At 70.1% G+C, this 25,976-nt stretch carries 20 protein-coding genes; 11 read left to right on the top strand and 9 right to left on the bottom strand.

Features of this window, described 5'->3' with window-relative positions; all coding sequences use genetic code 11:
• Positions 1–150: 150 nt before the first annotated feature.
• The 3 genes from J2851_RS11540 to J2851_RS11530 all read right to left on the bottom strand — a co-directional run bounded on the left by J2851_RS11540 (position 151) and on the right by J2851_RS11530 (position 3,546).
• Entirely contained in the window at positions 151–792 is a 642-nt protein-coding gene (locus J2851_RS11540; protein ID WP_209766420.1) for an SH3 domain-containing protein, read from the bottom strand.
• A 99-nt stretch (positions 793–891) separates the two neighbouring features.
• On the bottom strand, positions 892–2,859 hold the full coding sequence (locus J2851_RS11535; RefSeq protein WP_209766419.1) for a M1 family metallopeptidase: 1,968 nt from the start codon (positions 2,857–2,859) through the stop codon (positions 892–894).
• 132 nt (positions 2,860–2,991) lie between these two features.
• Positions 2,992–3,546, bottom strand: coding sequence for a gamma-glutamylcyclotransferase (locus J2851_RS11530; protein WP_246500587.1), 555 nt, complete (start codon positions 3,544–3,546; stop codon positions 2,992–2,994).
• Positions 3,547–3,752: 206 nt separating this feature from the next.
• On the opposite strand from J2851_RS11530, the gene J2851_RS11525 reads away from it, so the two are divergent.
• The 3 genes from J2851_RS11525 (at position 3,753) to infC (ending at position 5,811) form a co-directional block, all read left to right on the top strand.
• Positions 3,753–4,766, top strand: a complete 1,014-nt coding sequence (locus tag J2851_RS11525) for a DUF2125 domain-containing protein (RefSeq protein ID WP_209766417.1) — start codon at positions 3,753–3,755, stop codon at positions 4,764–4,766.
• 288 nt (positions 4,767–5,054) lie between these two features.
• Complete coding sequence (locus J2851_RS11520) at positions 5,055–5,207, top strand: hypothetical protein (protein WP_209766416.1); 153 nt, start codon at positions 5,055–5,057, stop codon at positions 5,205–5,207.
• A gap of 70 nt (positions 5,208–5,277) precedes the next feature.
• The gene (gene infC, locus J2851_RS11515) at positions 5,278–5,811 is read left to right on the top strand and encodes a translation initiation factor IF-3 (RefSeq protein WP_209766589.1); all 534 of its coding nucleotides are present in this window, start codon (positions 5,278–5,280) and stop codon (positions 5,809–5,811) included.
• A gap of 68 nt (positions 5,812–5,879) precedes the next feature.
• Here the strand turns inward: infC and J2851_RS11510 are convergent, their stop codons facing one another.
• Both J2851_RS11510 and J2851_RS11505 read right to left on the bottom strand, forming a co-directional pair.
• Positions 5,880–6,785 (bottom strand): prephenate/arogenate dehydrogenase family protein, encoded by a 906-nt coding sequence (locus J2851_RS11510; protein ID WP_209766415.1) that lies wholly within the window; start codon positions 6,783–6,785, stop codon positions 5,880–5,882.
• Positions 6,786–6,889: 104 nt separating this feature from the next.
• Positions 6,890–7,984 (bottom strand): ABC transporter ATP-binding protein, encoded by a 1,095-nt coding sequence (locus J2851_RS11505; protein WP_246500586.1) that lies wholly within the window; start codon positions 7,982–7,984, stop codon positions 6,890–6,892.
• 193 nt (positions 7,985–8,177) lie between these two features.
• On the opposite strand from J2851_RS11505, the gene J2851_RS11500 reads away from it, so the two are divergent.
• Both J2851_RS11500 and J2851_RS11495 read left to right on the top strand, forming a co-directional pair.
• Entirely contained in the window at positions 8,178–9,431 is a 1,254-nt protein-coding gene (locus J2851_RS11500) for a cation:proton antiporter (RefSeq protein ID WP_209766414.1), read from the top strand.
• Between the two features lie 135 nt (positions 9,432–9,566).
• Complete coding sequence (locus tag J2851_RS11495; protein WP_209766413.1) at positions 9,567–10,802, top strand: YeeE/YedE family protein; 1,236 nt, start codon at positions 9,567–9,569, stop codon at positions 10,800–10,802.
• A 90-nt stretch (positions 10,803–10,892) separates the two neighbouring features.
• Here J2851_RS11495 and J2851_RS11490 read toward each other — a convergent pair whose 3' ends face one another.
• Together J2851_RS11490 and J2851_RS11480 are read right to left on the bottom strand one after the other, a co-directional pair.
• A complete protein-coding gene (locus tag J2851_RS11490; RefSeq protein ID WP_281416018.1) occupies positions 10,893–12,269 on the bottom strand; it encodes a calcium-binding protein in 1,377 nt (458 codons plus the stop codon).
• A 157-nt stretch (positions 12,270–12,426) separates the two neighbouring features.
• On the bottom strand, positions 12,427–13,242 hold the full coding sequence (locus tag J2851_RS11480) for a mechanosensitive ion channel family protein (RefSeq protein ID WP_209766412.1): 816 nt from the start codon (positions 13,240–13,242) through the stop codon (positions 12,427–12,429).
• A gap of 141 nt (positions 13,243–13,383) precedes the next feature.
• On the opposite strand from J2851_RS11480, the gene J2851_RS11475 reads away from it, so the two are divergent.
• Entirely contained in the window at positions 13,384–14,499 is a 1,116-nt protein-coding gene (locus J2851_RS11475) for an S-(hydroxymethyl)glutathione dehydrogenase/class III alcohol dehydrogenase (protein ID WP_209766586.1), read from the top strand.
• Positions 14,500–14,619: 120 nt separating this feature from the next.
• The gene (gene fghA / locus J2851_RS11470) at positions 14,620–15,465 is read left to right on the top strand and encodes an S-formylglutathione hydrolase (RefSeq protein ID WP_209766585.1); all 846 of its coding nucleotides are present in this window, start codon (positions 14,620–14,622) and stop codon (positions 15,463–15,465) included.
• Positions 15,466–15,650: 185 nt separating this feature from the next.
• Here fghA and J2851_RS11465 read toward each other — a convergent pair whose 3' ends face one another.
• Positions 15,651–16,664, bottom strand: a complete 1,014-nt coding sequence (locus tag J2851_RS11465; protein ID WP_209766411.1) for a sensor histidine kinase — start codon at positions 16,662–16,664, stop codon at positions 15,651–15,653.
• Positions 16,665–16,818: 154 nt separating this feature from the next.
• On the opposite strand from J2851_RS11465, the gene J2851_RS11460 reads away from it, so the two are divergent.
• Genes J2851_RS11460 through J2851_RS11450 form a run of 3 tightly spaced genes read left to right on the top strand, consistent with a single transcriptional unit; the run spans position 16,819 to position 20,486 of the window.
• Complete coding sequence (locus tag J2851_RS11460) at positions 16,819–17,328, top strand: (2Fe-2S)-binding protein (RefSeq protein ID WP_209766410.1); 510 nt, start codon at positions 16,819–16,821, stop codon at positions 17,326–17,328.
• A gap of 6 nt (positions 17,329–17,334) precedes the next feature.
• A complete protein-coding gene (locus J2851_RS11455; protein ID WP_209766409.1) occupies positions 17,335–18,318 on the top strand; it encodes an FAD binding domain-containing protein in 984 nt (327 codons plus the stop codon).
• Positions 18,315–20,486 carry a xanthine dehydrogenase family protein molybdopterin-binding subunit gene (locus J2851_RS11450; RefSeq protein ID WP_209766408.1) on the top strand — a complete coding sequence of 724 codons (2,172 nt, stop codon included), beginning with the start codon at positions 18,315–18,317 and terminating at the stop codon, positions 20,484–20,486. Before J2851_RS11455 ends, J2851_RS11450 begins: the two co-directional genes overlap by 4 nt.
• 90 nt (positions 20,487–20,576) lie before the next feature.
• On the opposite strand, the gene J2851_RS11445 is transcribed toward J2851_RS11450, so the two are convergent.
• Entirely contained in the window at positions 20,577–23,315 is a 2,739-nt protein-coding gene (locus tag J2851_RS11445) for an ATP-binding protein (RefSeq protein ID WP_307419510.1), read from the bottom strand.
• Positions 23,316–24,034: 719 nt separating this feature from the next.
• Here J2851_RS11445 and J2851_RS11440 point away from each other — a divergent pair.
• A complete protein-coding gene (locus J2851_RS11440) occupies positions 24,035–25,879 on the top strand; it encodes an MHYT domain-containing protein (RefSeq protein WP_209766406.1) in 1,845 nt (614 codons plus the stop codon).
• Positions 25,880–25,976: the final 97 nt, after the last annotated feature.

The following is a 25,976-nucleotide window of genomic DNA, read 5'->3' as shown; positions in this document are numbered from 1 at the left end:
CCTTCTCCCCTTGGGGGAGAAGGGTTGGGATGAGGGGTCGTTACGCCCGGCAGGGCGGACATGAATTTCCGGCCAGCTCCGCTGGCGTCACCCTCACCCCAACCCCTCTCCCCTCAAGGGAGAGGGGCTTCCGCAAACGCCATCAGGCCGTTACCGCGAGGCACCCATCATCGGCAGGGCCATCTCCGGACCGCGGTTGCCGTCCTCGATGGCGATGGCGGAGGAGCCGGGGGAGCCCAGCGCCACGTTCACCGGCCGCCCGTTGTTGTGGTTCTTCCACATCTCGTACAGCGCCAGGGCCGCGTAGATCTTGGCCTCGCGGCTGGTGTTGTAGAGCCATTCCTGGGTCGGGATGACGCGCAGGCCGCCGTCGTTGGTCTGCTCCACCCGCTCCGCCATGCGGTAGCCGAGCTGGTTGTTGATGTTCGCCATCAGCCCGTCGAAGCCCGACGAGATCCGGCCGAAGCCGGCGTCCGACGCCGCCGCCGACGCACCGCTGAGCGTGCTGGGCGTGCGCCGCTTCACGAGGTCGGCGAAGACCCAGCCCTCCTCGCCCGTGCGCATCGACCGCACGCCGAGCCAGTTGCCCTCCTGCTTCAGCTCGATCACCTCGTCGCCGCGTCCGACCGTCGAGCGGATCGAGGCGTTGTCCGACGGGGCGGCGCGCAGGTTCACCTTCTCGCCGCTCACCGCATAGATGTCGCCGGGCGCCGCAGCCGCCGGCAGGGCGAGCGCCGCCGCCATGCCGATCCCCATCACGGAACCCAGGAAAAGCTTCGCTGTCCGAGACATTGCATCCTCCCGCAGGGTGCGCGCGAAACGCGCGATTTCCCCTTCAACAAGCGAAGGCGGGGGTATGCTCCATGGGTACTGTGCGAAAGGCCAGAGTCTTCAGTCGAGCGACCGGCGCAAAGGGCTGTCTCCCGCCGGCCAGACTCCGCGGTCCTCCGCCTTCGTCCCGGCGAACACCAGCCAGCTCTGCCGGCCATAATGGGGCAGCGGGCGCAGCAGGGACTGCAAGGCCGCCGCGTCGTCGCCGGCCACGGCCAGCACCGCGCGCCCTTGCGCCGTGCGGAAGGCCCAGACCCGCGCCGTGCCGCGCTTTTCCAGGCTGTCGGGCACCGGCGGCAGCCGGTAGAGGGCGAGCAGCCGGTCCACCCCCTCCGTCGTGCCGATCAGGGCAAGCGGGGCCACCGGGTCCGTCCGGTCGGGTGCCACGACGCGCGGCTTGCCGTCGGCCAGCCGCTCCGCCAGCGCGCGGGCCGCCTGGGCCGCGTCCCCGTCCGCCGCGATCACCATGTTGGCGGCGTGGTCGAGCGTCACGTCGCGCAGGATCGGCGGCGCCTCGCCCGGGGCCAGCCGGCGGAACAGGTCGAAGGCCGGGTCGACCGACACCGCCTTGGGCGGAGCGTCGGTGTGGATCGTCGCGGTGCCCTGCCGCCCGTCGAGGCGGACGCTGTCCCACACCGTGCCGTTCGCCGTCTCCACCGCCACCGGCACGGTCAGCGCGTAGGTGGGGGAGCCCTGCTGCACGGTCAGCGTGACCGCGTTGCCGTCCGCTTTCACATCGGCCAGCCGCAGGGTCGGCGCGCCGACGCGGGTCAGCCACTGCTCGAAGAAGGGGCCGAGGTCGCGGCCCGACGCGCCTTCGAAGGCGCGGCCCGACGCGCCTTCGAAGGCGCGGCGCAGGTCGGTCCATCCCGCGTCCTTGAAGCGGTGGTCGGTCCAGAAGCGGCGGATGCCGTCGGAGAAGGCGCTCTCCCCGATCTCCGCGCGCAGCATCTGGAACAGCATCGCCGCCTTGCCATAGCCGACGATCTGCGACGCGTCGTGGGTCTTCGACCGGAAGGCGGTCAGCGCCGAATCGCGGTCGGCCGGCAGGGCGGCGTAGTCGCGCAGCCAGTCCAGCCGCATCGCCCGCGCCGCGTCGGGCCCGCGCGATTCGGCGGCGGCGTAGTCGGCCATGAAGGTGGTCAGGCCCTCGCACCAGTTGCCGCCCTCCCCCACCCGCACGCCGTTGCCCCACCAGTTGTGCAGGATCTCGTGCGGCAGCGACTGCGCCCGGATGAAGGGCAGCGGCAGCACCTGCCGCCCGATGTAGGTCAGCCCCGGAAAGCCCAGCCCCACGGGAAGCGGCGCCGACAGGATGGAGAAGCCGGCGAAGGGGTAGGCGCCGATGCGCCGCGACTGCTCGTCGATGGTGCGGGCGGACAGGTCCAGATAATCGTCGGCCAGCCCGGCCTGTTCGGGGTGGAAATAGGTGCGCAGGCGCAGGTCACCGTCCTGCCGCTCCTTCACCTGCCAGGGTCCGGCGAAGAGCGACGGCTCCTCGACGGCGCGGTCCTCGGCGAAGACGGCGCGGTATTGGTCGCCGCCGCGCGCCTCCTCCAGCAGCCGGCCGGTCGCCACCGCCACGAAGGGGGCGGGCACGCGCACGGCGAGCCTCCAGGTCGGCGGCTCGTCTCCGGCGGAGGGAAACCAGCCGCTCCCGGCCGGCAAATACGCCCCCTCCTCCCCGGCCATGGGTCCGTCGCCGCGCGCCTCCGCGGACAGGGGCGCCAGGGTCCCGGCGTAGCGCAGGACCACCTCCCCCGCCCCCTCCGGCACCGCCAGCCGCAACGTCGCCCCGCTCCGGTTCACGGCGAGCGGACGCCCGCCTGCCGTCGCCTCCCCGACCGTCAGGCCGGGCGCCAGATGCAGCGTCCGGTCCCCCGCCGGCAGATGGAGCCGGTCCACCACCTCCAGCCGCCGCGTCTTCGGGTCGAGCGTGACGTCCAGGTCATGGTGCAGCCCCGCCGCCCAGGCGGGCAGAGCACAGGCGGCGATGAGGATGGAAAAGACAATCGGAAGGGGTCGCATGCCCTTCCATATAAGATCCGCCAGCGTGACCGCCAGCAGGCCGCGTAGGTTGGGTGGAGCGCAAGCGCAACCCAACATCCCCGGCGATGCAACGGGTGTTGGGTTGCGCTGCGCTCCACCCAACCTACGGATCTAAGGGTTTATGCGGCGCTTCACTGCGGCGAGCAGGCTGGACAGGCTCTTGTCCCGGATGCCCAGTTCTTCCAGATGCGCGACGGTGTTGGCGAGATAGTCCAGGTTCGGCCCGCGCTCGCCGCGGCAGCCGGCGATGCGGTCGGCCATGGTGGATTCGTCGAGGCAGCCGCAATACTGGCAATGCCGGCGGTCCACCACGAAGGTGCAGGCACTCACCGGCCCCCGGCCGCCGCCCAGCCGCACCGGCACCATCTTGGGCCGATAGACGCGGTTGATCATCTCCCGCTCCCACAGGTAATCCAGGGTCGCGGGCACATGCTCCGACGCCACGCGGAAGGCGAGGCCCCGGCAGGAGCCGCCGCGGTCCAGCCCCAGCACCAGCCCCGGCCGTTCCGGCGTGCCGCGGTAGCGGTGGGAGGAGACGCAGAAGCGCCGGTGGTAACCGCCGATGACCGCGGGCTGGCTTTCCAGGAACGGGAAGCCGGGGTTCCACATCAGGGATCCGTAGCCGAAAACCCACAGATCCGCGCCGGTGTCGACGGTGATGTCCATGGTCCACTGGGGGGGATGGCGGGGGGTGGCGGGTGGCGTCGCGCGGTTCGGCGCAACAACCGGAAGCTCGGCAACAAGCGATTGCGTATCGAGCAGCATGTCCCAGAAGTATTCAATTGGCGCGATCTTGCGCCGACCGGGTGAATGCTAGCACGGTCCCGGCCTGCCCGCTATAACGTGGGTGTCATACAACGGAAATGCCACACATGCGCACACATAAGGTCATCGGGGCCGTCATCCTGGCCTTGGCCGTCGCCATCGCCGCCTATTCCGTCTGGTGGTGGCAGGCGGCATCGGCGGTGGAGCGCGGCGTGCTCGCCTGGATCGAGGAGCAGCGCGCCGCCGGAACGATGGTGGAGCATCGCGGCCTGACCGTGACCGGCTATCCCCTGTCCATCCGCGCCGCCCTGGAGGCCCCGCACCTCGCCACCCGCGGGGTGGAGTGGCAGGGGACCCGGCTGGTGGCCGAGGCGCCGCCCTGGAACCACACGCGCATCGCACTGGACCTGCCGGGGGAGCAGCGGCTGACCCTGGTCCAGGCCAACCAGCCGCCCTTCGCCCTCCAGGCCAAGGGGGGCGGCGCGGGGCACGTCCTGCTGACCTTCGGCGGGCAGCCGGTGGAACTCCAGCTTGGCCTCAAGGACCTCGTCGCCCAGCCGGAGGCCCTGCCCGTGCCGGTCGCAGCACTCGACCTGACCGCCACCCAGCCGGCCGAGCCGCCGGCCGGCCACGGCGACGCGGGCCTGTCCGTCTCGGCCACCGCCAGCGGCGTGACTTTGCCGCAGGAGGCGCCGGGCTCGCTGGGACGGCAGGTGGAGCGGGCGCTGGTCACCGCCCGCGTGATGGGCCGCCCGCCCAAGCCGGAGCCGGCCAGCCTGTCGGCGTGGAGCCGCGATGGCGGCACGGTCCAGCTGGACAGCCTGAAGCTCGACTGGGGGCCGCTGAAGCTGGCGATGAACGGCACGCTGGCGCTCGACGCCGCCCTCCAGCCGCAGGCCGCCCTGACCGCGGAGGTGCGCGGCTTCCAGGCTGTGCTGGACGCCCTCCAGGGCGTGTTCCGCCCGAAGGAGCTGGCCTTCGCCCGCACCATGCTGACCATGCTTGCCCGCCCAGCCGAGCCCGGCGGCGAGCCGGTGCTGACCGCGCCGGTCACCGTGCAGAACCAGGCGCTGTTCCTAGGGCCCCTGAAGGTAGCCGCGCTGCCTCCACTTGTGTGGTAGGCGGGGCGGCGCCCGCCTGCTGCCATGTTTGCGCTTGCATACGGCGGCCGAGGCACCACTTAGAACGAACCGAAGTCGCTCTGCGCGATGCGTTCGCCGGCCCCCGCCCTGGGTCCGGGTCTTGTCCCGTTTAGATTGGGATGCCGTTCGCGTTTTTGCCGAGAACCTCTGCGCGGTCCAAGCGTTGCAGTGTTCGCCGCGGTGCATCCATGCGCACCGGAGCGGTCTTTCACACAAACCGAGACAAGAACCGGCGGGGAAACACCCGACCGGGCCGGAGGATTTTTTATGACGACCGCAATCACCCCGACGAACGGCACCACCGCCGCGCCGCAGCCGCATGTGTCCCCGGACATTCGTCCGCTGACGCCGCGGGGACCGGAGTGGCCCCGGTTGACTCGGCGCGAGGTGCGCCAAATTATTCTGGACATCATGGGATAATTGGGGTCACGTCCCCAACGCATGAGTCCCACGCCACCACTGGCATGGTGAAACTTCTAGGAGATCGACAATAGCCAAGCTTTATGACGCGGATCCGGTCCGCGAAGGCCCGCGCCTCAATCGGGAAATCACCGCCCGCACCGTCCGTCTGGTCGGCGCCAACGGGGAGATGATCGGCATTGTCTCCCTGCGCGACGCGTTCGACGCGGCGGCGGATGCGGAACTTGATCTGGTCGAGATTGCGCCCCAGGCCGACCCGCCGGTCTGCAAGATCCTCGATTACGGCAAGCACCGCTTCGAGGAGCAGAAGAAGGCCAACGAGGCGCGCAAGAAGCAGAAGATCATCGAGTTGAAGGAGCTGAAGCTCCGCCCCAACATTGATGACCACGACTATGACGTCAAGATGCGCGCCGCGCAGCGGTTCCTCGAAGAGGGCGACAAGGTCAAGATGACCATGCGCTTCCGCGGGCGCGAGATGGCCCACCAGGATCTGGGCATGAACGTGCTGATCCGCGTGCGCGACCAGCTCCAGGACATCGCCAAGGTCGAGCAGATGCCCCGGATGGAAGGCCGCATGATGATCATGGTCCTTGCTCCGCGCTGATTGGGCTACGCGCTGATTATGGCGGCTAAGGCGCCGGGAAACCGGCGCCTGCGGCCGACCAGCCCGCTTTACGCCTGCCGGGCGTCGATGATGCCGCGGCGGATGGCGCGCGTCTTGGTGAAGTGGTCCTGCAGCACCTCGCCCTCGCCCCAGCGGATCGCGCGCTGGAGCGCGGTCAGATCCTCCGTGAAACGCTGGAGGATATCCAGAACCGCCTCGCGGTTGTTCATGAAAATGTCGCGCCACATCACCGGGTCGCTGGCCGCGATGCGGGTGAAGTCGCGGAAGCCGCCGGCCGAGAACTTGATGACCTCCGACTTGGTGTCGTCCTCCAGGTAGGACGCGGTGCCGACGATGGTGTAGGCGATCAGGTGCGGCAGGTGCGAGGTGATGGCGAGCACCCGGTCGTGGTGGTTCGCGTCCATGATCTCCACCGTCGAGCCGACGCGGCGCCACATCTCCGCGACCTTGTCCAGCGCCTCCGGGTTGGCCCCGGACGGCGGGGTCACGATGCACCAGCGGCCCTGGAACAGGGTGGCGAAGCCGGCCTCCGGGCCGGAATGCTCGGTGCCGGCCACCGGGTGGCCGGGGATCAGGTGCACGCCCTCGGGCATGTGCGGCCCGACGTCGCGCAGCACCGCCTGCTTCACCGACCCGACGTCGGTCACGATGGTGCCGGGGCGCAGCAGCGGCCCGATGCGCTCCCCCACCTCCGCGAAGCTGCCGACCGGGGTCGCCAGCACGACGAGGTCGGCGCCGTCCAGCGCCTCGGCGAGGTCGGTCGTCGCCCGCTCCACGATTCCCAGTTCCATCGCCTTGGCGCAGGCCTCCGCGCTGCGGTCGGCGCAGACCACATGCGCCGCGACCCCATACTCCGTCAGCGCCCGCGCCAGGGAGGAGCCGATCAGGCCGATGCCGAGGATGGCAACGCGGTCGAACAGAGGGGCAGCCAGGGGGGCAGCGGTGTCGCTCATGATGGGGGTACCGGCAGCGGATTGGTTGCGGAACGCCCCGCTATAAACCACCAAGGCCGCCCGTGACCAAGCGAAAGTTGGGCACGAATGTTCGGCGCGACGAATCACCCGGCCGCGCCGTCACCCTCCGGCACCACCCACCCGTCCCGGATCGCCAGCCGCAGCGCTTCCCCCGGCGCGACGTGGGCGTCGCCGCCGACCCGCAGCGTCAGGCGGACGCCGGGCGCTTCCGCCGGCTCCGCCTCGACCAGCACGAAGCCGCCCTTGTAGGCGGCGCGCACCACGGTCGCCGTGATGGGCCCCTGCGGGTCGGGCTCCAGATCCTCCGGGCGCAGGCAGAACAGCGCCGGCCCCTCCCCTTGGCCGGAGCGGCAGCGGACCACCGCCTCCGCACCGAACAGCCGCACGCGGCAGCGGCCTTCCGCTGCGGCCGTCAGCACCGCGCCCTCCACCACCGCGCCCTGCCCGACGAAGCCCGCGACCATGGGGGTGGCCGGCTCCCGGTAGAGGGTGCGCGGCGGCGCCACCTGGGCGAGGCGCCCGCGGTCGAGCACCGCGATGCGCGTCGCCAGCGCCATCGCCTCCGCCTGGTCATGCGTCACATAGACCATGGTGGCGCCGGTCTTGGCGTGGAAGTCCGCGAACTCCTCCTCCATCGCCGCGCGCAGGTGCACGTCGAGGTTGGCGAGCGGCTCGTCCAGCAGCACCAACTCCGGGCTCATGACCAGGCAGCGGGCCAGCGCGACGCGCTGCCGCTGGCCGCCCGACAGCTCCGCCGGCCGCCGCGCCTCATAGCCGGTCAGGCCCACCGTCTCCAGCGCGGCGCGCACGCGCCGTTCGCGGTCGGCCTTCGGCACGCGCGCCGTTTCCAGCGGGTAGGCGACGTTGCCGTCCACCGTCATGTGCGGCCACAGCGCGTAGGACTGGAAGACCAGCCCGATCCGCCGCTCCTCCGGCGGGACGTGGGTGCTGGGACCGGACAGCGTGCGCCCGCCGACGGCGATCCGCCCGGCGTCCAGCCGCTCGAACCCCGCGACCATGCGCAGCAGCGTGCTCTTCCCGCAGCCCGAGGGCCCGAGCAGCGCCAGGAACTCCCCCGCGGCGACGTCGAGGGTGACCCCGTCCACCGCCGGCGCGGCGGTGCCCGCGTAGTGGCGGGAGGCGGAGTCGATCAACAGGGCGGGCATCTGGTCGGGCATGGAAACCGGTAAATGAGGTGGCGAACGGGGATACGCAGGGCGCCTAAGGCGCGGGCCAAGTCAGCGCAAGGCTCGGGCCAAGTCAAGTGACGCTGCGATGACGCCTGTCGTTCCGGCTCCGGAATACAACGCCCCCCGCCCTGTTGGGCTGCCCGTGCATTCCCGCTGATCCCCCTATCACCCGATGGAGCCCATGGGCCTGTTCGAACTGGTGTCCATCCTGCTGACCCTGGCGGCTCTGTTCAGCTTCGCCAGCCACCGCTGGCTTCGTCTGCCGGGGACGGTCGGGGTGTTCCTGCTGGCGTTCGGCGTCGCCTTCGCGACCAGCCTCGCCGCCTCCCTGGTGCCCGGCACCGAGGGCGTCCGCGACTGGGAACAGAGGCTGATCACCTCCGCCAACCTGCCGGAGACCCTGCTGCAGGGGGCTCTGGCCTTCCTGCTGTTCGCCGGCGCGATCGAGCAGGACAGCGAGGAGCTGTGGAGCCGGCGCTGGTCGGTGGTGGCGCTCGCCTCGCTGTCGGTGGTCATTTCCACGGCGGTGTTCGGCACGGCGATGTGGCTGCTGTTCGGCTGGCTGGGGCATCCCGTCCCGTTCATCTGGTGCCTCGTGCTCGGCGCGGCGCTCGCCCCCACCGATCCGGTCGCCGTGCTGGCGGTGCTGGAGCGCTCCCCCCTTCCCGCCGGCCTGCGCGCCGCCATCGCCGGGGAAAGCCTGTTCAACGACGGCGTGGGCGTCGTCCTCTTCACCGTTCTGCTGGGCGTCGCCACGGGGACGGGGGCCGACGTGACCGTCGGCGGGGTCGCCTGGGAGTTCGTGAAGGAGGCCGTCGGCGGGATCCTGCTCGGCCTGGCGACCGGCTCCCTCGCCTTCTGGGCCAAGAAGCAGGCCGACGACGCGTCGGTTGAGCTGTCGATCTCCCTGGCGCTGGCCGCCGCGACCTACAGCCTCGCGCTGCGGCTGGAGGTGTCGGGGCCGATCGCGGTCGTCGCGGCTGGCCTGCTGATCGGCACCACGGCGGAGCGGCACGTGTCCTCCGAAAAGGCCGGCCGAATCCTGAAGACCTTCTGGCAGATGGTGGACGCCATCCTGAACGCGATGCTGTTCCTGCTGGTCGGGCTGGAAGCGGCGATCCTGTCGTCGTGGAGCGGCGCGGTCCTTCTCGCGGCGCTCGCGGCACCGGCGGTCGCGCTGGCGGCCCGGCTGGCCAGCGTGGTGCCGGTGGTCCTCGCCCACGCCCGCTACCAGCGCAAGGCGGCGGCCACCGCGGTGCTGGTGTGGGGCGGCGTGCGCGGCGGCATCGCCGTGGCCCTGGTGCTGTCCCTACCCGACAGCCCGCACCGGGACGCGCTGCTCACCGTCTGCTACGCCGTGGTCGCCTTCACCATCGTGGTGCAGAGCCTGACGCTCGGCCGCTTGGCCCGGCGCGCCTTCCCCGACGCCGGTTAATTTCACACACCCGGCGAACGCAGGACAGGGATGCACACGAAAGCCTTCCGCGGAAAGCCCGTCCCATTATCTACTGCTCCTTGAGCGTTCTTAAACCTTTCAAACACATTTTCTTGTGTGAATTGGAGAGTCGGCATGGCTGACGTGACACTCGGCCGGGCGGCGGGCCCGGCCGCGTTTGTGCCCGGGATCGACTGGCGCGTGGCCGGGGCTGCGCTGCTGGCGCTGGCGGGCGGCGGCCTGTGGATCGGGGATTCCGTCTCCGGCACGCAGGCGGCGCTGTACCTGATCGGCGGGGCCATGGGCCTCGTCCTCTACCACGCGCTGTTCGGCTTCACCTCCGCCTTCCGCGTCTTCATCGCGGACCGGCGCGGGGCCGGCCTGCGGGCGCAGATGGTCATGCTGGCGGTGGCCTGCGCGCTGTTCTTCCCGGTGCTTGCGGCGGGGACGCTGTTCGGCACGCCGGTGAAGGGGCTGGTGTCGCCGGTCGGCGTCTCCGTCGTGGCCGGTGCCTTCCTGTTCGGCATCGGCATGCAGCTGGGCGGCGGCTGCGCGTCCGGCACGCTCTACACCGTCGGCGGCGGCAGCACGCGCATGTTGGTCACGCTGTTCTTCTTCGTCGTCGGATCCGTGCTCGGCGCCTACCACCTGCCCTGGTGGCAGACGCAGCCGACCTTCGCGCCCGTCTCGCTGGTCTCCGCCTGGGGCTGGCCGCTGGCGCTGGCCGTCAACCTCGCGGTCTTCGCCGCCGTCTACGCCGTGACCGTGGCGCTGGAGAAGCGCGCGCACGGCCGCCTCGTCGAAGGCGCGCCGGCCCGCACGGAGGGCGTGCAGCGCCTCATGCGCGGCCCCTGGCCGCTGGTCTGGGGTGCCGTCGCGCTGGCATTGCTGAATTTCGCGACCCTGGCGCTGGCCGGCCGCCCCTGGGGCATCACGTCGGCCTTCGCGCTGTGGGGCAGCAAGGGCCTGGGCGCGCTCGGCGTCGATGTCGCCTCCTGGCCCTTCTGGCAGCCGCCGGCCCAGGCCAAGTCGCTGCAGGACAGCGTGCTGGCCGACGTCACCTCGGTGATGGACTTCGGCATCATCGTCGGCGCGCTGTTCGCCGCCGGCCTCGCCGGCAAGTTCGCGCCGGTGTGGAAGCTGCCCCTGCGCTCCCTGGTCGCGGCGGTGGTCGGCGGCGTGCTGCTCGGCTACGGCTCCCGCCTCGCCTACGGCTGCAACATCGGGGCGTATTTCAGCGGCATCGCGTCGGGCAGCCTGCACGGCTGGGTGTGGATCGTCGCGGCGCTGGCCGGCAACGTGCTGGGCACCCGCCTGCGCCCGCTGTTCGGCCTGGAGGTGGAGCGCGTTCCGCGCCAGACCTCCTGCTGAGCGCTCTTGAAGCAGCCCGCGAACGGGGCAGAGATCTCCAGCCGAATGATGCGGCGAGCCACCGCTCGCCGCATCACAGGCCGGAAGGCGTTATGAACCGTAGGGCACAGACACGATGTCCGAGGCGGACAGCGTCCTGACATTGAGCGCCACGATCGCAACCGCCGCACCCGAGCCGTTGCCATCAAAGTCGTAGGACAGGACGCCGGTCGCGGTGTTGAAGATGAAGCGGTCGTCGGCATCGGCCGGCGCGTTCAGCGCGAAAAGGCTCGCGTCCAGCGGACCATCGGGAAGATTGCCGAACGACCAACCTTCCAGTTCGATGCGGTCCACCCCAGTCTGGAAGTCGCTGATGACGTCGGTTCCCGCATCATAGCGGAGGAACCGGAAGGCATCGCCACCTGCGCCACCGATCAGGACATCATTGCCCGAACCCCCGATGAGGGTGTCGTCGCCCTTCCCGCCCGACAGGGTATCGTTGCCTTCCCACCCCGTCAGCTTGTTGGCCGCGGCGTTTCCGATCAGGCTGTCGCCGTAATAGGACCCGTAAACGTCCTCGATCCCGCTCAACCGGTCGCCATCCGCGACACCGCCGCTCCCGATGCCGGTGGCGAGGTTCACCGTGACGCCCGCCTGGGAGCGGCTGAAATAGGCTGTGTCGATGCCGGCCCCGCCGGCGATCACATCGGCACCCTCGCCGCCTTCGAAAAAGTCGTTCCCGGCACCGCCGCGGAGCGTGTCGTTGCCGCTGCCTCCCATCAGCCAGTCGTTGCCGGCCCCCGCGTTGATTTCGACATCGACCGAGCGGAAATCGGCATAGAAGTAATCGTCGCCCCCGCCGCCATAGACGCGTTCGACCTGCGAGACCTCAAGGTCCAGGTATACGGGATCGGTTCCCTGCACGACGACCGTGTCATAGCCGGCGCCAGCGTCGACCCAATCGCCGTAGCCACTGATGTAGATGCGGTCGTCCCCATCGCCGCCCAGCAGCGTGTCGAAACCGGCCCCCCCGACCAGCCAGTCATTGCCGGCGCCTCCCTGCAGGAGGTCGTCGCCGTCGCCGCCACGCAAGGTGTCGTTGAAATCGCTGCCGCTGGTCGTGTCGTTGCCGCCACCGCCGTTGATCACCACGCTGCTGGCCGCCCCGACGGCCGTCAGGACGTCGCCGCCCGCACCGCCATAGACCTGTTCGATCTGCGTCGCGGCGAGATCCAGCGTAACGCCGGCGGTTCCGCGCACGACGGCGGTGTCGAAGCCCGCACCGCCACTGACGATCTGATCCGCCGCGTCGATGTAGAGGCGGTCATCTCCATCGCCACCAAGCAGCGTGTCGGCGCCAGCCCCCCCGATCAGCGTGTCGTTGCCATCCAGCCCGGAAAGGGCATCGTCATTGCGCGTTCCCTTCAGGTAATCCGCGTCCGCGGTCCCCATAATCGTCGACATTATTGTCCCCAGATTGATCAGCATTGCGCGCCCGTCACCAATAGGTCGCGCCGGAAAGTAACAGCCTTGCAAAAAGGGGACATGTGACGGTCATCACTCCCAAGGAGAGAGCAATGTGCGGCAATGCGTCACATAAGGAGCGGATTGCCGCAATTTTATACTTTTCATTGTTGTCCTGCCATCACGCCGCCGAGGGCAGCTTCACGATTCCGCTGTCCTTCAGCGCGCGGTCGATGGCGGCCATCACGCGGTCCTGGACGCGGGCGACGTCGCCGCGGTGCGGCGGGCTCCACCAGCGGATGTGCAGCACCGCCTTCTCCGGGGAGACGGACGTCGTCAGCACCTCCGGCGCCGGGTCGGTCAGCACGCCGTCCACGCCGCGCACCGTCGTCAGGATGGCGTTGCGGGCGCGGTCCAGGTCGGCGTTGATGTCGAAGGCGAGGTCCACCTCCGACCGGCGGCCCTTGTAGGCGGTGTTGACCAGCACCGCGTCGGTGAACAGCTTGGAATTGGGGATCACCGCCCGGCGCCCGTCGTAGGTGCGCAGTTCCGTCGCACGGGTCTGGATGTCCTCCACCGTGCCCTCGAACCCGCCGAAGACGATCTCGTCGCCGATGCGGAAGGGCCGCGTGACCAGGATCAGGATCCCGGCCAGGAAGTTCTGCAGCACGTCCTTGAAGGCGAAGCCGACGGCCACGCTGCTGATGCCCAGCAGCTGCACGAGGCTTCCGGCGGTCAGGGTCGGGATGATGATGGTCAGGGCCACGAACAGGCCGACGATGGTCACCGCCCCCTGCACGAGCCGGCCCAGCACCCGCTCCAGCCCCGCCGAGGCATGCCGGCCGATCAGGCGCAGCACCAGCGACCGCACCATCCGGGCGACGACCAGGAAGATCATGAAGACCAGAACGGCGATCATCAGGTTCGGCAGCAACGCGATGGCGCCGTGCAGCATCGACTGAATGCGGTCGGCGGCTGCGGACAAATCAATGTTCATCAAAAATCCCTCAACAGTCCTGGCACACCTTTTTCAATGCCCAAAGGGCTGGGATGTTCCACCGGTGCGGCGTTGCCAAAAAGCGCGCGCCGGTCCACCTTCCCTGGCAGCAAACAACCAGAATACGGAGACGGTGGGATGGTGAAGTCACGCGCGGCGGTTGCCTGGGAAGCGAAGCGTCCCCTGGAGATCGAAGAGGTCGAGGTCGCAGCGCCCAAGCAGGGCGAGGTCCTGGTGCGCATCGTCGCCACCGGCGTCTGCCACACCGACGCCTACACCCTGTCCGGCGCCGATCCGGAAGGCATCTTTCCCTCGATCCTGGGCCACGAGGGCGGCGGCGTCGTGGAGGAGGTCGGGCCGGGCGTCACCACCGTCGCCGTCGGCGACCACGTCATCCCGCTCTACACACCGGAATGCGGCAAGTGCAAATTCTGCCTGTCCGGCAAGACCAACCTGTGCCAGGCGATCCGCGCCACCCAGGGCAAGGGGCTGATGCCCGACGGCACCACCCGCTTCTCCGCGAAGGGGCGCGAGGTCTTCCACTACATGGGCACCTCCACCTTCTCCGAATACACGGTCCTGCCGGAGATCGCGGTCGCCAAGATCAACAAGGCCGCCCCGCTGGAGAAGGTCTGCCTGCTCGGCTGCGGCATCACCACGGGCATGGGCGCCGTGCGCAACACCGCGAAGGTGGAGCCGGGCTCCACCGTCGCCATCTTCGGGCTCGGCGGCATCGGCCTGTCGGCGATCATCGGCGCGGTGATGGCCAAGGCCTCGCGCATCATCGGCATCGACATCAACCCCGACAAGTTCGAGATCGCCAAGCAGCTGGGCGCCACCGACGTCGTCAACCCCAAGGACTACGACCGCCCGATCCAGGAAGTCCTGGTCGAGATGACCGACGGCGGCGTGGACTACAGCTTCGAGTGCATCGGCAACGTGCAGGTGATGCGCGCGGCGCTGGAGTGCTGCCACAAGGGCTGGGGCGAGTCGGTGATCATCGGCGTCGCCGGCGCCGGGCAGGAGATCAGCACCCGTCCCTTCCAGCTGGTGACCGGCCGCGTCTGGCGCGGCTCCGCCTTCGGCGGCGTGCGTGGCCGGTCGGAGCTGCCGGACTACGTCGAGCGCTACCTGAAGGGCGAGTTCGAACTGGACACCTTCATCACCCACACCATGGGCCTTGAGGACATCAACGAGGCCTTCGACCTGATGCACGAGGGCAAGAGCATCCGCTCCGTCATCCTCTACGGTCAGTAACGAACCTCCGTAGGTTGGGTGGAGCCGCAGGCGCAACCCAACATCCTCCCCACCACGGGGGATGTTGGGTTCCGCTGGCGCTCCACCCAACCTACAAAAAAGCCAAAACAAGGGGGGATGATGGACACGGCCCTGACTCAAATCGCGGCGAACCGCTGCTTCGGCGGCTGGCATAAGCGCTTCCGCCACCGCTCCGCGGTGCTGGACTGCGACATGGTGTTCGCCGTCTACCTGCCGCCGCAGGCCGAAAGCGGCAAGGTGCCGGTGTTCTACTGGCTGTCCGGCCTGACCTGCACGGACGAGAACTTCATGCAGAAGGCCGGCGCCATGCGGACGGCGGCGGAGCTCGGCATCGCCATCGTGGCGCCGGACACCAGCCCGCGCGGCCCCGACGTGCCGGGCGACCCGGACGGCTCCTGGGACTTCGGGCTCGGCGCCGGTTTCTACGTCAACGCGACGCAGGAGCCCTGGGCGAAGCACTACCGCATGCACGACTATGTGGTGCAGGAACTGCCGGCGCTGGTGGAGGCCGAACTGCCGGTCACCGACCGCCGCTCCATCTCCGGCCATTCCATGGGCGGGCACGGGGCGATCGTCTGCGCGCTGCGCAATCCGGGCCGCTATCGTTCCGTGTCGGCCTTCGCACCGATCGGCAACCCGGCAAGCGTGCCCTGGGGCGAAAAGGCCTTCGAGCGCTTCTTCGGCACCGACTACGCGACCTGGCTGGAGTGGGACAGTTGCGCCCTGCTCGGCCGCGCCAAGGAGCGTTTGCCGATCCTCGTGGACCAGGGCGACGCCGATGGCTTCCTGGAACGGCAGCTGAAGCCCGAAAACCTGAAGAAGGCGGCCGACGCCGCCGGCCACCCGCTGACCCTGCGGATGCAGCCGGGCTACGACCACAGCTATTTCTTCATCGCCAGCTTCATCGACGACCACCTGCGCCACGCCGCCGCGGCGCTGGGGTGAAAACTCTTTCTCCCCGCAAACACGGCTATCGCATCAAGGGATCTCGGTCATAGAATCCGTCATCCCCGCGAAGGCGGGGATCCAGACCACACGGGCGCTATTGTGCGGAGTTTTCTGGATCCCCGCCTTCGCGGGGATGACGGAAATCCTAAAAATCGGCCCCGGTCCCCGCAGTGAAGAGGGTTTCACGACCCGGCGGGAAAGCGCAGGGTCGCCTGCACCCCACCGCTTTCCCCCGGGCCCTCCTCCCTCGGCCGGATCTCCAGCGTGCCGCGCAGTTGCAGGGCCAGCTGCTGGACGATCTGGCGGCCGAGGCCGGTGCCCTTCGGCTCCGCCGACGACAGCCCCTCGCCGTTGTCGCGGACGTCGAGGATGCAAACCCCGTCCTCCATCCGGAAGGTCAGGTCGATCCAGCCGGCCCGGCCGTCCGGGAAGGCGTACTTCACCGCGTTGGTGACCAGCTCGTTGGCGATGGTTCCCACCGCAACCGCGGTACCCATGTCCAGGTCCAGGCTGTCGACGCGCGCGCTCAGCGCGATGGGGCGCACGCCCACCATGCCGGCCTGCAAATCCTCCACCAGGCTCTCCAGGAACTCCTTGGCGTTGACGATGCTGGCGCCCTCGATCCGGCGCAGGCGGGTGTAGACGCGGGCGAGCACGCCGATGCGGTCGATCGTCCCCGCCACGATGTCCTGGGTGTTGTCCGACCGCATGGCGGCCAGCGACAGCTGCGCCACGATCAGTTGCAGGTCGTTGCGGATGCGGTGGTGGATCTCCTGCAGCATCAGGTCCTTCTCCCGGTCCGCGGCGGCCACCTTCTCCCAGGCGTCGTGCAGCGCGTCCAGCGTCTTGCGCAGCGTCTCCGTGACCGCGGCGATGGCGAAGCCGAGGCCGGTGTAGATGATGAAGGCCAGCTGGTCGCCGGGACTGGCGATGGCGAACTGGTACTTCGGCTCGATGAACAGGTAGAGCGTCACCACGCAGGACAGGACCACGGCCAGGTAGCCCGACGCGCGGTCGAACAGCAGCGACACCAGGAAGATGGCCGGGATGTACAGCAGGAACGGGTAGGCGCGCAGCACCGGGTCGAGGCTGTAGCGCAAGGCCGTCGCCACGCCGATCACCGCGACGGTGACGCCGTAGCGCACCCAGAGCGAGCGCGGTGTCCGGGGAAGGAGCTGGAACAGCAGATTTTCCATGCCGCGTATCCGGTTGGGGCAACGGTTAACCCGTGGACAACACGGAACGTCCCGCTTGGTGTCGCCTGCGACGGGCTGGGGAACCGGTCGGGACCGCGCCTGTTCCGGAAGGGGCGGCTGCTGCCCGACAGGCAATTGCCCGACAGGAGACTCCATGGCCGACCCGGCGAAGAACACCCCCCTGACCGCCGTCATGACGGCCGACGTCACGCTGGACGTCAACGGCGCGCCGCACACGCTGCACCTCGACGTGCGCACGACCCTGCTGGACGCGCTGCGCGACCACCTGAACCTGACGGGGACCAAGAAGGGCTGCGACCTCGGCCAGTGCGGGGCCTGCACGGTGCTGGTCGACGGGCGCCCCGTCGTCTCCTGCCTGACGCTGGCGGCGACCCAGCAGGGCCGCGCCATCACCACCATCGAGGGGCTGGAGCGCGACGGGAAACTGCACCCGGTGCAGGAGGCCTTCATCGAGCACGACGCCTTCCAGTGCGGCTACTGCACGCCGGGCCAGATCATGGCGGCGGTCGGCCTGCTCAACGAGGGCGTGCCGGCGACCGACGCGGCCATCCGCGAGCGCATGAGCGGCAACCTGTGCCGCTGCGGCGCCTACGTGAACATCGTGGAGGCGGTGAAGGCCGCAGCCGCGGCCCAAAAAGGCTGACGCCCGATGCACCCCTTCGCCTACACCGCCGCCCAGACGCCGCAGGACGTCACCACGCGGGGCAGCCACCCGCCGCACCCCGACATCCTGGCCGGCGGCACCGACCTGCTGCAACTGCTGAAGGAGCGGGTGCGCACGCCGGCCGAACTCATCGACATCAACGGCCTCGACCTCGGCGGCATCGTGGAGAAGAACGGCTGCCTGCGCGTCGGCGCCCTGGTCCGCATGAGCGAGCTGGCCGAGGATCCGCGGGTGAAACGCGACTGGCCGGTCGTGTCCAAGGCCCTGCTGGAGAGCGCCTCGGCGCAGGTGCGCAACATGGCGACCATCGCCGGCAACCTGCTCCAGCGCACGCGCTGCCCCTATTTCCGCGACGTCACCACCCCCTGCAACAGGCGGGATCCGGGGACCGGCTGCTCCGCGCTGGACGGGCTGAACCGCATCCACGCGATCCTCGGCACCAGCGACCGCTGCATCGCCGCCCACCCGTCGGATCTCGCGGTGGCGCTGGTGGCGCTGGACGCGCGCGTGTCCATCCTGGGGCCGGACGGCGAGGACGAGGTCGCCGTGGAGAACCTGCACCGCCTGCCCGGCGACACCCCGCACATGGAAACGGTGCTCCAGCCCGGCGACCTGATCACCGCGATCCACATCCCGGCGTCCGGCTGCGCGAGCCGGTCCCACTACGTGAAGGTGCGCGACCGCGCCACCTTCGAATGGGCGCTGGTCTCCGCCGCGGTCGGGCTGGACATGGACGGCGGCACCATCCGCGACGCCCGCGTCGCCGTGGGCGGGGTCGGCACCAAGCCCTGGCGCCTGCGCGCCGTCGAATCGCTGCTGATCGGCAAGGCGCCCGGCCCCCAGGTCTTCAAGGCGGCGGCCGACCGCGCCGCCGACGGCGCCCAGCCGCGCGGCGACAACGCCTACAAGGTCGAGCTTCTGAAGCACACGGTCACCCGCGCCCTGATGGAGTTGGGAGGTTGCGCATGACGGACCAGTCCTCCGCCGTGATCGGCAAGCCCGTCAGCCGCGTCGACGGCCGCGCCAAGGTGACGGGTGCCGCCACCTACGCCGGGGAGTTCCGGCCCGACCGCCTCGCCCACGCCGCGGTGGTGACCAGCAGCATCCCCGCCGGCCGCATCCGCGCCCTGTTCGCCGACGCGGCGGAGGCCTCCCCCGGCGTCGTGCTGGTCGCCACCCACCACAACGCGCCGCGCCTGCCCTACAACAGCATGGCCCAGCGCCCGCAGGTGGACCCGCAGGCGGGCGACCAGCTGCGCGTGCTCCAGGGGCCGGAGATCCAGTTCAACGGCCAGCCCATCGCCGTCGTGGTGGCGGAAACGCTGGAGCAGGCAACCCACGCCGCCGCCCTCGTCCGCGTCGAATACGACCCTACCCCCGCCGTCACCCGCTTCGAGGAGGCGGCGAAGAGCCCCCGCAAGCCCGGCGCCGGCAAGCCGACCGACCTCGCGCGCGGCGACGCGGACGCGGCGCTGGCCGCCGCCCCGGTCAGCGTCGACGCCACCTACGACCAGCCGATGGAGCACCACAACGCCATCGAGCCGCACGTGACCATCGCCGCCTGGGACGGCGACCGGCTGACGCTGTGGGACAAGACACAGTGGGTCGGCAACGACCGCGCGGAGATCGCCCACGTCTTCGGCATTCCGGAGGAGAACATCCGCGTCGTCTCCCCCTTCGTCGGCGGGGCCTTCGGCTCGGCCCTGCGCACCTGGCCGCACGTCACGCTGGCCGCCATGGCCGCCAAGATGGCCGGCCGTCCGGTGAAGCTGGAGCTGACGCGGCGCCAGCTGTTCTCCGCCATCGGCTTCCGCCCGCGCACGGTGCAGCGGGTGGCCCTGGGCGCCGAGGCCGACGGCCGCCTGACCGCCGTGATCCACGAGGCGGTCGGCCACACCTCCCAATACGAGGACTACGCGGAGACGACGGTCGAGCCGACCGCCATGCTCTATTCCTGCCGGAACCTGCGCACCGCCTACCGGCTGGCGCCGATGAACATCAACTCCCCCTGCCCCATGCGGGCGCCGGGGGTGATCACCGGCGTGCTGGCGCTGGAGATGGCGATGGACGAGCTGGCCGAGGCTGCGGGTATCGACCCGCTGGAGCTGCGCCTGCGCAATTACGCGGAGCGCGACGAGAACAAGGACCTGCCCTGGTCCAGTAAGGGCTTGCGCGACTGCTACCGCACGGCGGCGGAGCGCTTCGGCTGGAGCGGCCGCTCCGCCGCCCCCGGCAGCATGCGCGACGGGCGGGAGCTGGTCGGCTGGGGCATGGCGACCGCGGTCTACCCCACCCACCGCGCCGCGGCCAGCGCGTCGGTGGTCATCCGCGACGACGGTACCGCGGTGGTGCGCAGTGCGGCCAGCGACATGGGGCCGGGCACCTACACCGCCATGACCCAGGTCGCGGCCGAGGCTCTGGATCTGCCCGTCGAGCGCGTGCGGTTCGAGCTGGGCGACACCGACCTGCCCAAGGCGCCGGTGCACGGCGGCTCCATCACCATGGCGAGCGTCGGCTCCGCCGTGCAGGCCGCCTGCGTCGCCGCCCGCGCGCGCATGCGCGCGCTGTCCAACGCCGTGGACCCGGTGCGCGGGGCGGACTACGCCGGCATCCTGCGCCGCCACGGCCTGCCGCAGGTGGATGTGGAGGCCGACGCCGCCCCCGGCATCGAGCAGAAGCGATTCTCCATGTACGCCTTCGGCGCCATCTTCGCGGAGGTGCGCGTGGACCCGAACCTCGGCACCGTCCGCGTGCCGCGGCTGGTCGGCGCCTATGGCTCCGGCCGGATCATCAATCCGAAGACGGCGCGCAGCCAGTGCGTCGGCGGCATGGTGCTGGGCCTGGGCATGGCGCTGAGCGAGCAGAGCGAGTGGGACGACCGTTTCGGCAAGGTGATGAACGCCAACCTCGCGGAATACCTCGTCCCGGTGAACGCCGACGTCCCGCACCTCGACGTCACCTTCGTGGACGAGCACGACCCGCACGTGAACCCGCTGGGCGTCAAGGGCTTGGCCGAGATCGCCGCAGTGGGCGTGACCCCCGCCATCGCCAACGCTGTCCACCACGCCACGGGCATCCGCTTCCGCAGCCTGCCGATCACCCCGGACAAGGTGCTGGCGGGGCTGGCCAAGCGCTGACCTCTCCGCAAGTCACCCGCCCACCAGCAGCAGCATGCCCGCCCCGCGCGCTGGATACGGCCAGGGCGAAGTCCCCGTCCAGACGGCCCGTCAGGACGGGGTGCCCTGAAGGTCCTTCGCCCGGCCGGCCTCCAGCGCGCGGTCCAGGGCGCGGCGCAGCTGGCGCGGGGTGACCGGCTTGCGCACGACCTTCAACCCGTGCTGCGCCGCGTCCTGCTCGCACTCCGGGCCGGATTCGCCGGTCAGGATCATCGCCGGCACAGGGGCGCCGGCCATGGCGCGGATGCGCACCACCGCCTCCGTCCCCACCCGTCCCTCGCGCAGGCGGTAATCGACCAGCATCGCGTCGGGGAAGCGCCCGGCCTCCCGCACGCGCTCGACCGCCTGGTCGGTGGAGCCCGCGATCAGCACCTCGTAGCCCCATTCCCGGAACATGTCGCGAAGCCCCAGCAGAACGATGGCGTCGTCGTCCACCAGGAGGGCGAGCGGCGCCCGGCCGTCGCCGCGGGGCTGCGCCTCGTTGGGCGGCGGCTCCGCCTCCGCTTGGTCCAGCGGCAGGTCGATGGTGAAGACCGATCCGCGGCCGGGCTGCGAGCGGACCTCCACCGGATGGTCCAGGATGACGGACAGGCGCTGGACGATGGCCAGCCCAAGCCCCAGGCCGCGGGCGCGGTCGCGTTCCGGGTTGTTGACCTGGTGAAACTCCGCGAAGATTTGGTCCAGCTGGTCCGGCGGAATGCCGATGCCGGTGTCGGCCACCTCGACGCGCACCTTGCCGTCAAGCAAGTGGAGACCGATCTCCACGCCGCCGCGCTCCGTGTATTTCACGGCGTTCTCGACGAGGTTGCGCAGCATGCGGCCAAGCAGGACGCGGTCGCTGCGCACCGACACCGCCCGGTCGCCGGCCACGCGGAAGGACAGCCCCTTGCTCTCCAGGATCGGCGTGTAGGAGGCGACGATCTCGTCGACCAGCCCGGCCAGCGCCACGGCTTCGATGCGCGGCTCGATGGCCCCGACGTCGAGGCGGGAGACGTCCAGCAGGCTGTCCAGCAGGCCCTTCAGCGTGTCCAGCCCGCGCTCCAGCATCTCCAGGCTGCGCTGGCCCTGCTCCCCCGTCACGTGGCGGTGCAGGATGCCGCTGAACAGGAACATGGACTGCATGGGCTGGCGCAGGTCGTGGCTGGCCGCCGCCAGGAACTTCGACTTGGCGCGGTTGGCCTGGTCGGCCTGCTCCTTCGCCTGATGGAGCGCCATCTCCATGGCCTTGCGCTCCCCGACGTCGCGCAGCGTGCAGATGGCGAGCACGACCCGCCCGTCGGCGTCGCGGACCGGCGCCGCGCTGACCGACAGGGTGACCACGCCGCCGTCGGCGCGGTGGTAGTCGAGATCCTCCTGCTCCACCACCTCGCCGGCCAGCAGGGCGCGGGCCAGCGGGGTCTCCCCCCCGCCGTAGAGGGTACCGTCCGGCCGATGCGGCCCGAAGCCGGGGGGTATCGGCACGTCGTACAGGCGCTCCGCCCCGATCACGCGGGGCAGCGGCTGGCCGAGCATCCGCTCGGCCGCGGCGTTGACCTTCACGATGCGACCGGACGGCGCTTCCGCCACCAGAACGCCCGAGGGCATATGGTCGAGCACGGCGCGCAGGAGCGTCCGCTCCTCCTCCAGCTGCCGGTTGAGGCGCGTGCGCTCCTCCTCGTGCTGCTTGCGCTGGCTGACGTCCTGGAAATAGATCACCAGCCCCTTGCGCGACGGGAAGGCGCGCGCCGCGAACCACAGGCCGGTGGTCGGGCCCAGCAGCTCGAACTCCACCGGCTCGCGCTCCATCATCGCGTGGTTCAGGCGGTCCCAGGCCGTGCCGCCGACCAGTTCCGGGAAGGCCTCCCACCCGTTGCGGCCATACAGGGAGGAGGAGTAGGGAAGCAGCGCCTTCGCCCGGTCGTTGAGGAAGACGACCTTCCAGTCGCGGTCGACCTCCGCCACGGCGTCGGTCGTGCTTTCCAGCACGGAGGCCATCTCCAGCGCGGTGTCGTGCATCCGCTCGCGCATGCGCAGGAACTGGCGGAGGCCCCAGGTGGCCCCCAGGCAGCAGAGCAGAAGCGTCCCGCCGAAATAGGCCAGCGACTGCATCATCGCCTCGTTCACCGGGGCCATCGCCGCGTCGCGGTCCACGCCGACGGCCAGCATCGTGCCGCGCCAGCCCGTCCGCGGCGGGGATACCGCGACGATCCGCCGGACCCCGTCCAGCCCCACCACCTCGATGGTCTGCGTGTCCGTCGCCGACAGCAGGGTGCGCAGCATGTCGGACGGCAGCGGGCGGCCGACCGCCTCGGGCCGCGCCGGCACCCGGGCCATGACGATGCCGTTCCGGTCGGTCAGCAGGATGGCCATGCCCGCCGGCAGGTTGCGGTGGGTCAGGTCGTCCTCCAGCCAGCCGACGTCGAGCAGGACGGTCACCACCCCCGCCATGGCGCCGTCGGGCCCCCGGTAGCCCATCCGGAAGGGCAGGATCGGACGCCCGATCCCGCGGGCGACGGCGTATTCGCCGAGCACGATCCCGTTGGAGCGCATGGCCTCCTGGAAGGTGCCGTAGTCGCCGACCGAGATCCCCAGCGTCCGCGGGTCGGTGGAGCACCAGACGGTGCCCTCACGGTCCGCGACCTCGATCGTCAGATAGGCGGGGTAGCGCGCCTTCATCCGGGCGAGCGTCGCCTGGCAATCCACCGGTGCGGTGCGCGGAATTCCGGATTCGAGCACCGCCGCCAGGACATGCTGCGCGTCGGCGGCGATGCGCTGCTGTTCGGCGTCAACGAGGTGGAGAAGCCGGACCACGTCGTTTTGGATCTCAACCGCGCGATGCTGCCGCACGTTGTATTGCATCATGAATTGCAGCGCCGCAAGCGGGATAACGGCCGCCACGAGAAAGAGAAACAAGCGGGAGTAGTGTGGCATCACGAATACTGTTGGGCGGCGACCGCAACCAATGCACCCGGGCGGTCGATACCGTCTCAAGAGCAGCAATTACGACACCGCCATTCCGTTGGCGTTCTTCGTTCTTGGTGGGACGTTCATGCCACAGCGAAGGGGAGATGCAACGCATAATGCCCTTGATAATACTTATGCGCTCCTCAGCGCGTCATTTCCCCGAGTTCGCTTGGAAAATTCCAGAAGAGAATTGAAGTCCAAAATAGCCACGCCTGCGCCTGATGCCCTAGCAACCACAGGGCGATCTTTGCCAATGGTTTCATCTGCCCCCAACGACGCCTTCCATCTTCCGATTATTGTTTCTGATATGTATTGGCTGACCAGCCCTTAGCGCATGGCTGCACACTTTAGAGTAATTTTACAATTTACTACTCCTTAACGATAAGAACTGATGGTGCCCTTAAGCAATAGCCGACTCGGTCGCTCCGGTATGTCGGCCTGCCCCGCGCAACAGGAAGAGAACAAGGGTCCGGGCGCCCTATCCTCGAACGAACCGGACGGCCCGCCGCCCCCGCGGCCGGCCCAACCGGTCATCGACGGAGCGGCCGGGTTGGAGACGGCGTCGGATGCATGTGAGCAGTCACCACCAGCCGCTGCTGGTGGCCCTATCGGTGGCGGTGGCGGTCTTCACCGCCTACGTCGCGCTCGACCTCGCGGGCCGGCAGCGGGCCACCGCGGGCGCCGCGCGGTGGGCGTGGCTGGGGGCGGCCGCGGTGGCGATGGGCGGCGGCATCTGGTCGATGCACTTCATCGCCATGCTGGCGTTGGTGACGCCGGTCCCCGTCGCCTACGACCTGACCATCACGCTGGTGTCGCTGGCGCTGCCCATCGTCGTGACCGGCGGCGCCCTGGCGCTCACCGCGCGCGACGGGCTGGCCTGGGGTCGCCTGGCGCTCGGCGGGCTGGTCATGGGCGGCGGCATCGTGCTGATGCATTACGTCGGCATGGCGGCCATCACCATGGACGGCGTCGTCACCTACGATCCGGGGCTGGTCGCCCTGTCGGCGCTGATCGCCGTCGCGGCGGCCACCGCGGCCCTGCGGCTGGCCGGCGCGATCCGGACGCGCGCGCAGCGCGCCATCGGCGCGGTGACCATGGGCGCTGCGGTGATCGGCATGCATTTCGTCGGCATGGCGGCGGCGACCTTCACCTTCCATGAGGGGAAAGCCCAGCGCTGGTTCGAGGCGTCGCCGGTCGAGGCGCCGGTGCTGGCGCTCCAGGTCGCGGGCGTGACGGGCATCGTGCTGGCGCTGGCGCTGACCTCCTCCGCGCTGGCCCGGCGCAGCGCCGAGCGCAAGGCGCGGGAGGTCGAGGCGACTCTGGCCGAGGAGCGGCAGTCCAGCGAAACGCTGCTGCGGCAGAGCGAGGAGCGGCTGCGGCTCGCCGTGCAGGCGACCGGGCTGGGCACCTGGGACTGGGACATGGCCCGCGACGCCATCCTGTGGTCGGAGCGGACCTACGCGCTGTTCGGCTTGGCCCCGGGCAGCGCGGTCGATTACACGCGGTTCCTGCAGGCGGTCCACCCGGACGACCGCGCGGTGGTCGAGGCGGCGGTGCGCACCGCCCTGGCGCCGGAGGGCGACGGACGCCTGGAGGCGGAGTTCCGCGCGCTCCAGCCCGACGGCGCGGTCCGCTGGCTGAGCACCCAGGGGCAGACCCATTTCGAGTCCGGCGCTTCCGCGACCGGAGAACGGCGCCCGGTGCGCCTGCTCGGCACCATCCTGGACATCACCGCCCGCCGGCTGGCGGAGGAGCGGCTGCGCGCCTCGCTCCAGGAGAAGGAGATGCTCCTGCGCGAGGTGCACCACCGCGTGAAGAACAACATGCAGGCCATCACCGCCATTTTGCAGCTTGAGGCCGCGCAGGTGGCGGACGAAAAGGCGCGCGAGGGCTTCGCCGCCGTCGGCCAGCGCATCCAGGCCATGGCCCGCCTGCACGAGCAGCTGTACAGCGCGCAGGACCTGCGGCGCATCGACCTGGGCAGCTATTTCGCGGAGCTGGGCCAGGGGCTGGCCGCCCTGCACGTCGGCCAGCCGGTTTGCATCGAGGCCGCGGTGGAGCCGCTGGTCTGCGACCTGGACACGGCCATGCCGCTGGGCCTCATCGCCAACGAGCTAGTGACCAACAGCCTGAAACACGCCTTCCCCGACGGCCGCTCCGGCACCGTCCGCATCCGCCTGTTCCGCGAGGGCGACGACGTCGTCTTCGAGGTGAGCGACGACGGCGTCGGCTCCGAGACCGGAGAGCGCGCCAAGGGCCTGGGCAAGCGCCTGATCGAGGCATTGGCGCAGCAGGTCCAGGCGCAGCTGGACATCAACCGCGCCGGCGGCTACCGCTCCCTCTTCCGCATGCCCGGCACCCGCTTCACCGCGCCGGATGCGGCGGTGGCACCGACAGAAACGGTGGGGTAAACGCTCTCTCTCCCGCCGGGGGCGGGAGAGCTTCGGTATGCACACGGTCTGCGCAGTCTGACGGTGATGTTGTGGCGAAGAAAAAGCCCCTCTCCCT

Source organism: Azospirillum rugosum, assembly GCF_017876155.1.
GTDB lineage: Bacteria > Pseudomonadota > Alphaproteobacteria > Azospirillales > Azospirillaceae > Azospirillum > Azospirillum rugosum.
The sequence above is the reverse complement of the archived record's forward strand: the minus strand, read 5'-3'. Positions and strand labels throughout refer to the sequence as shown.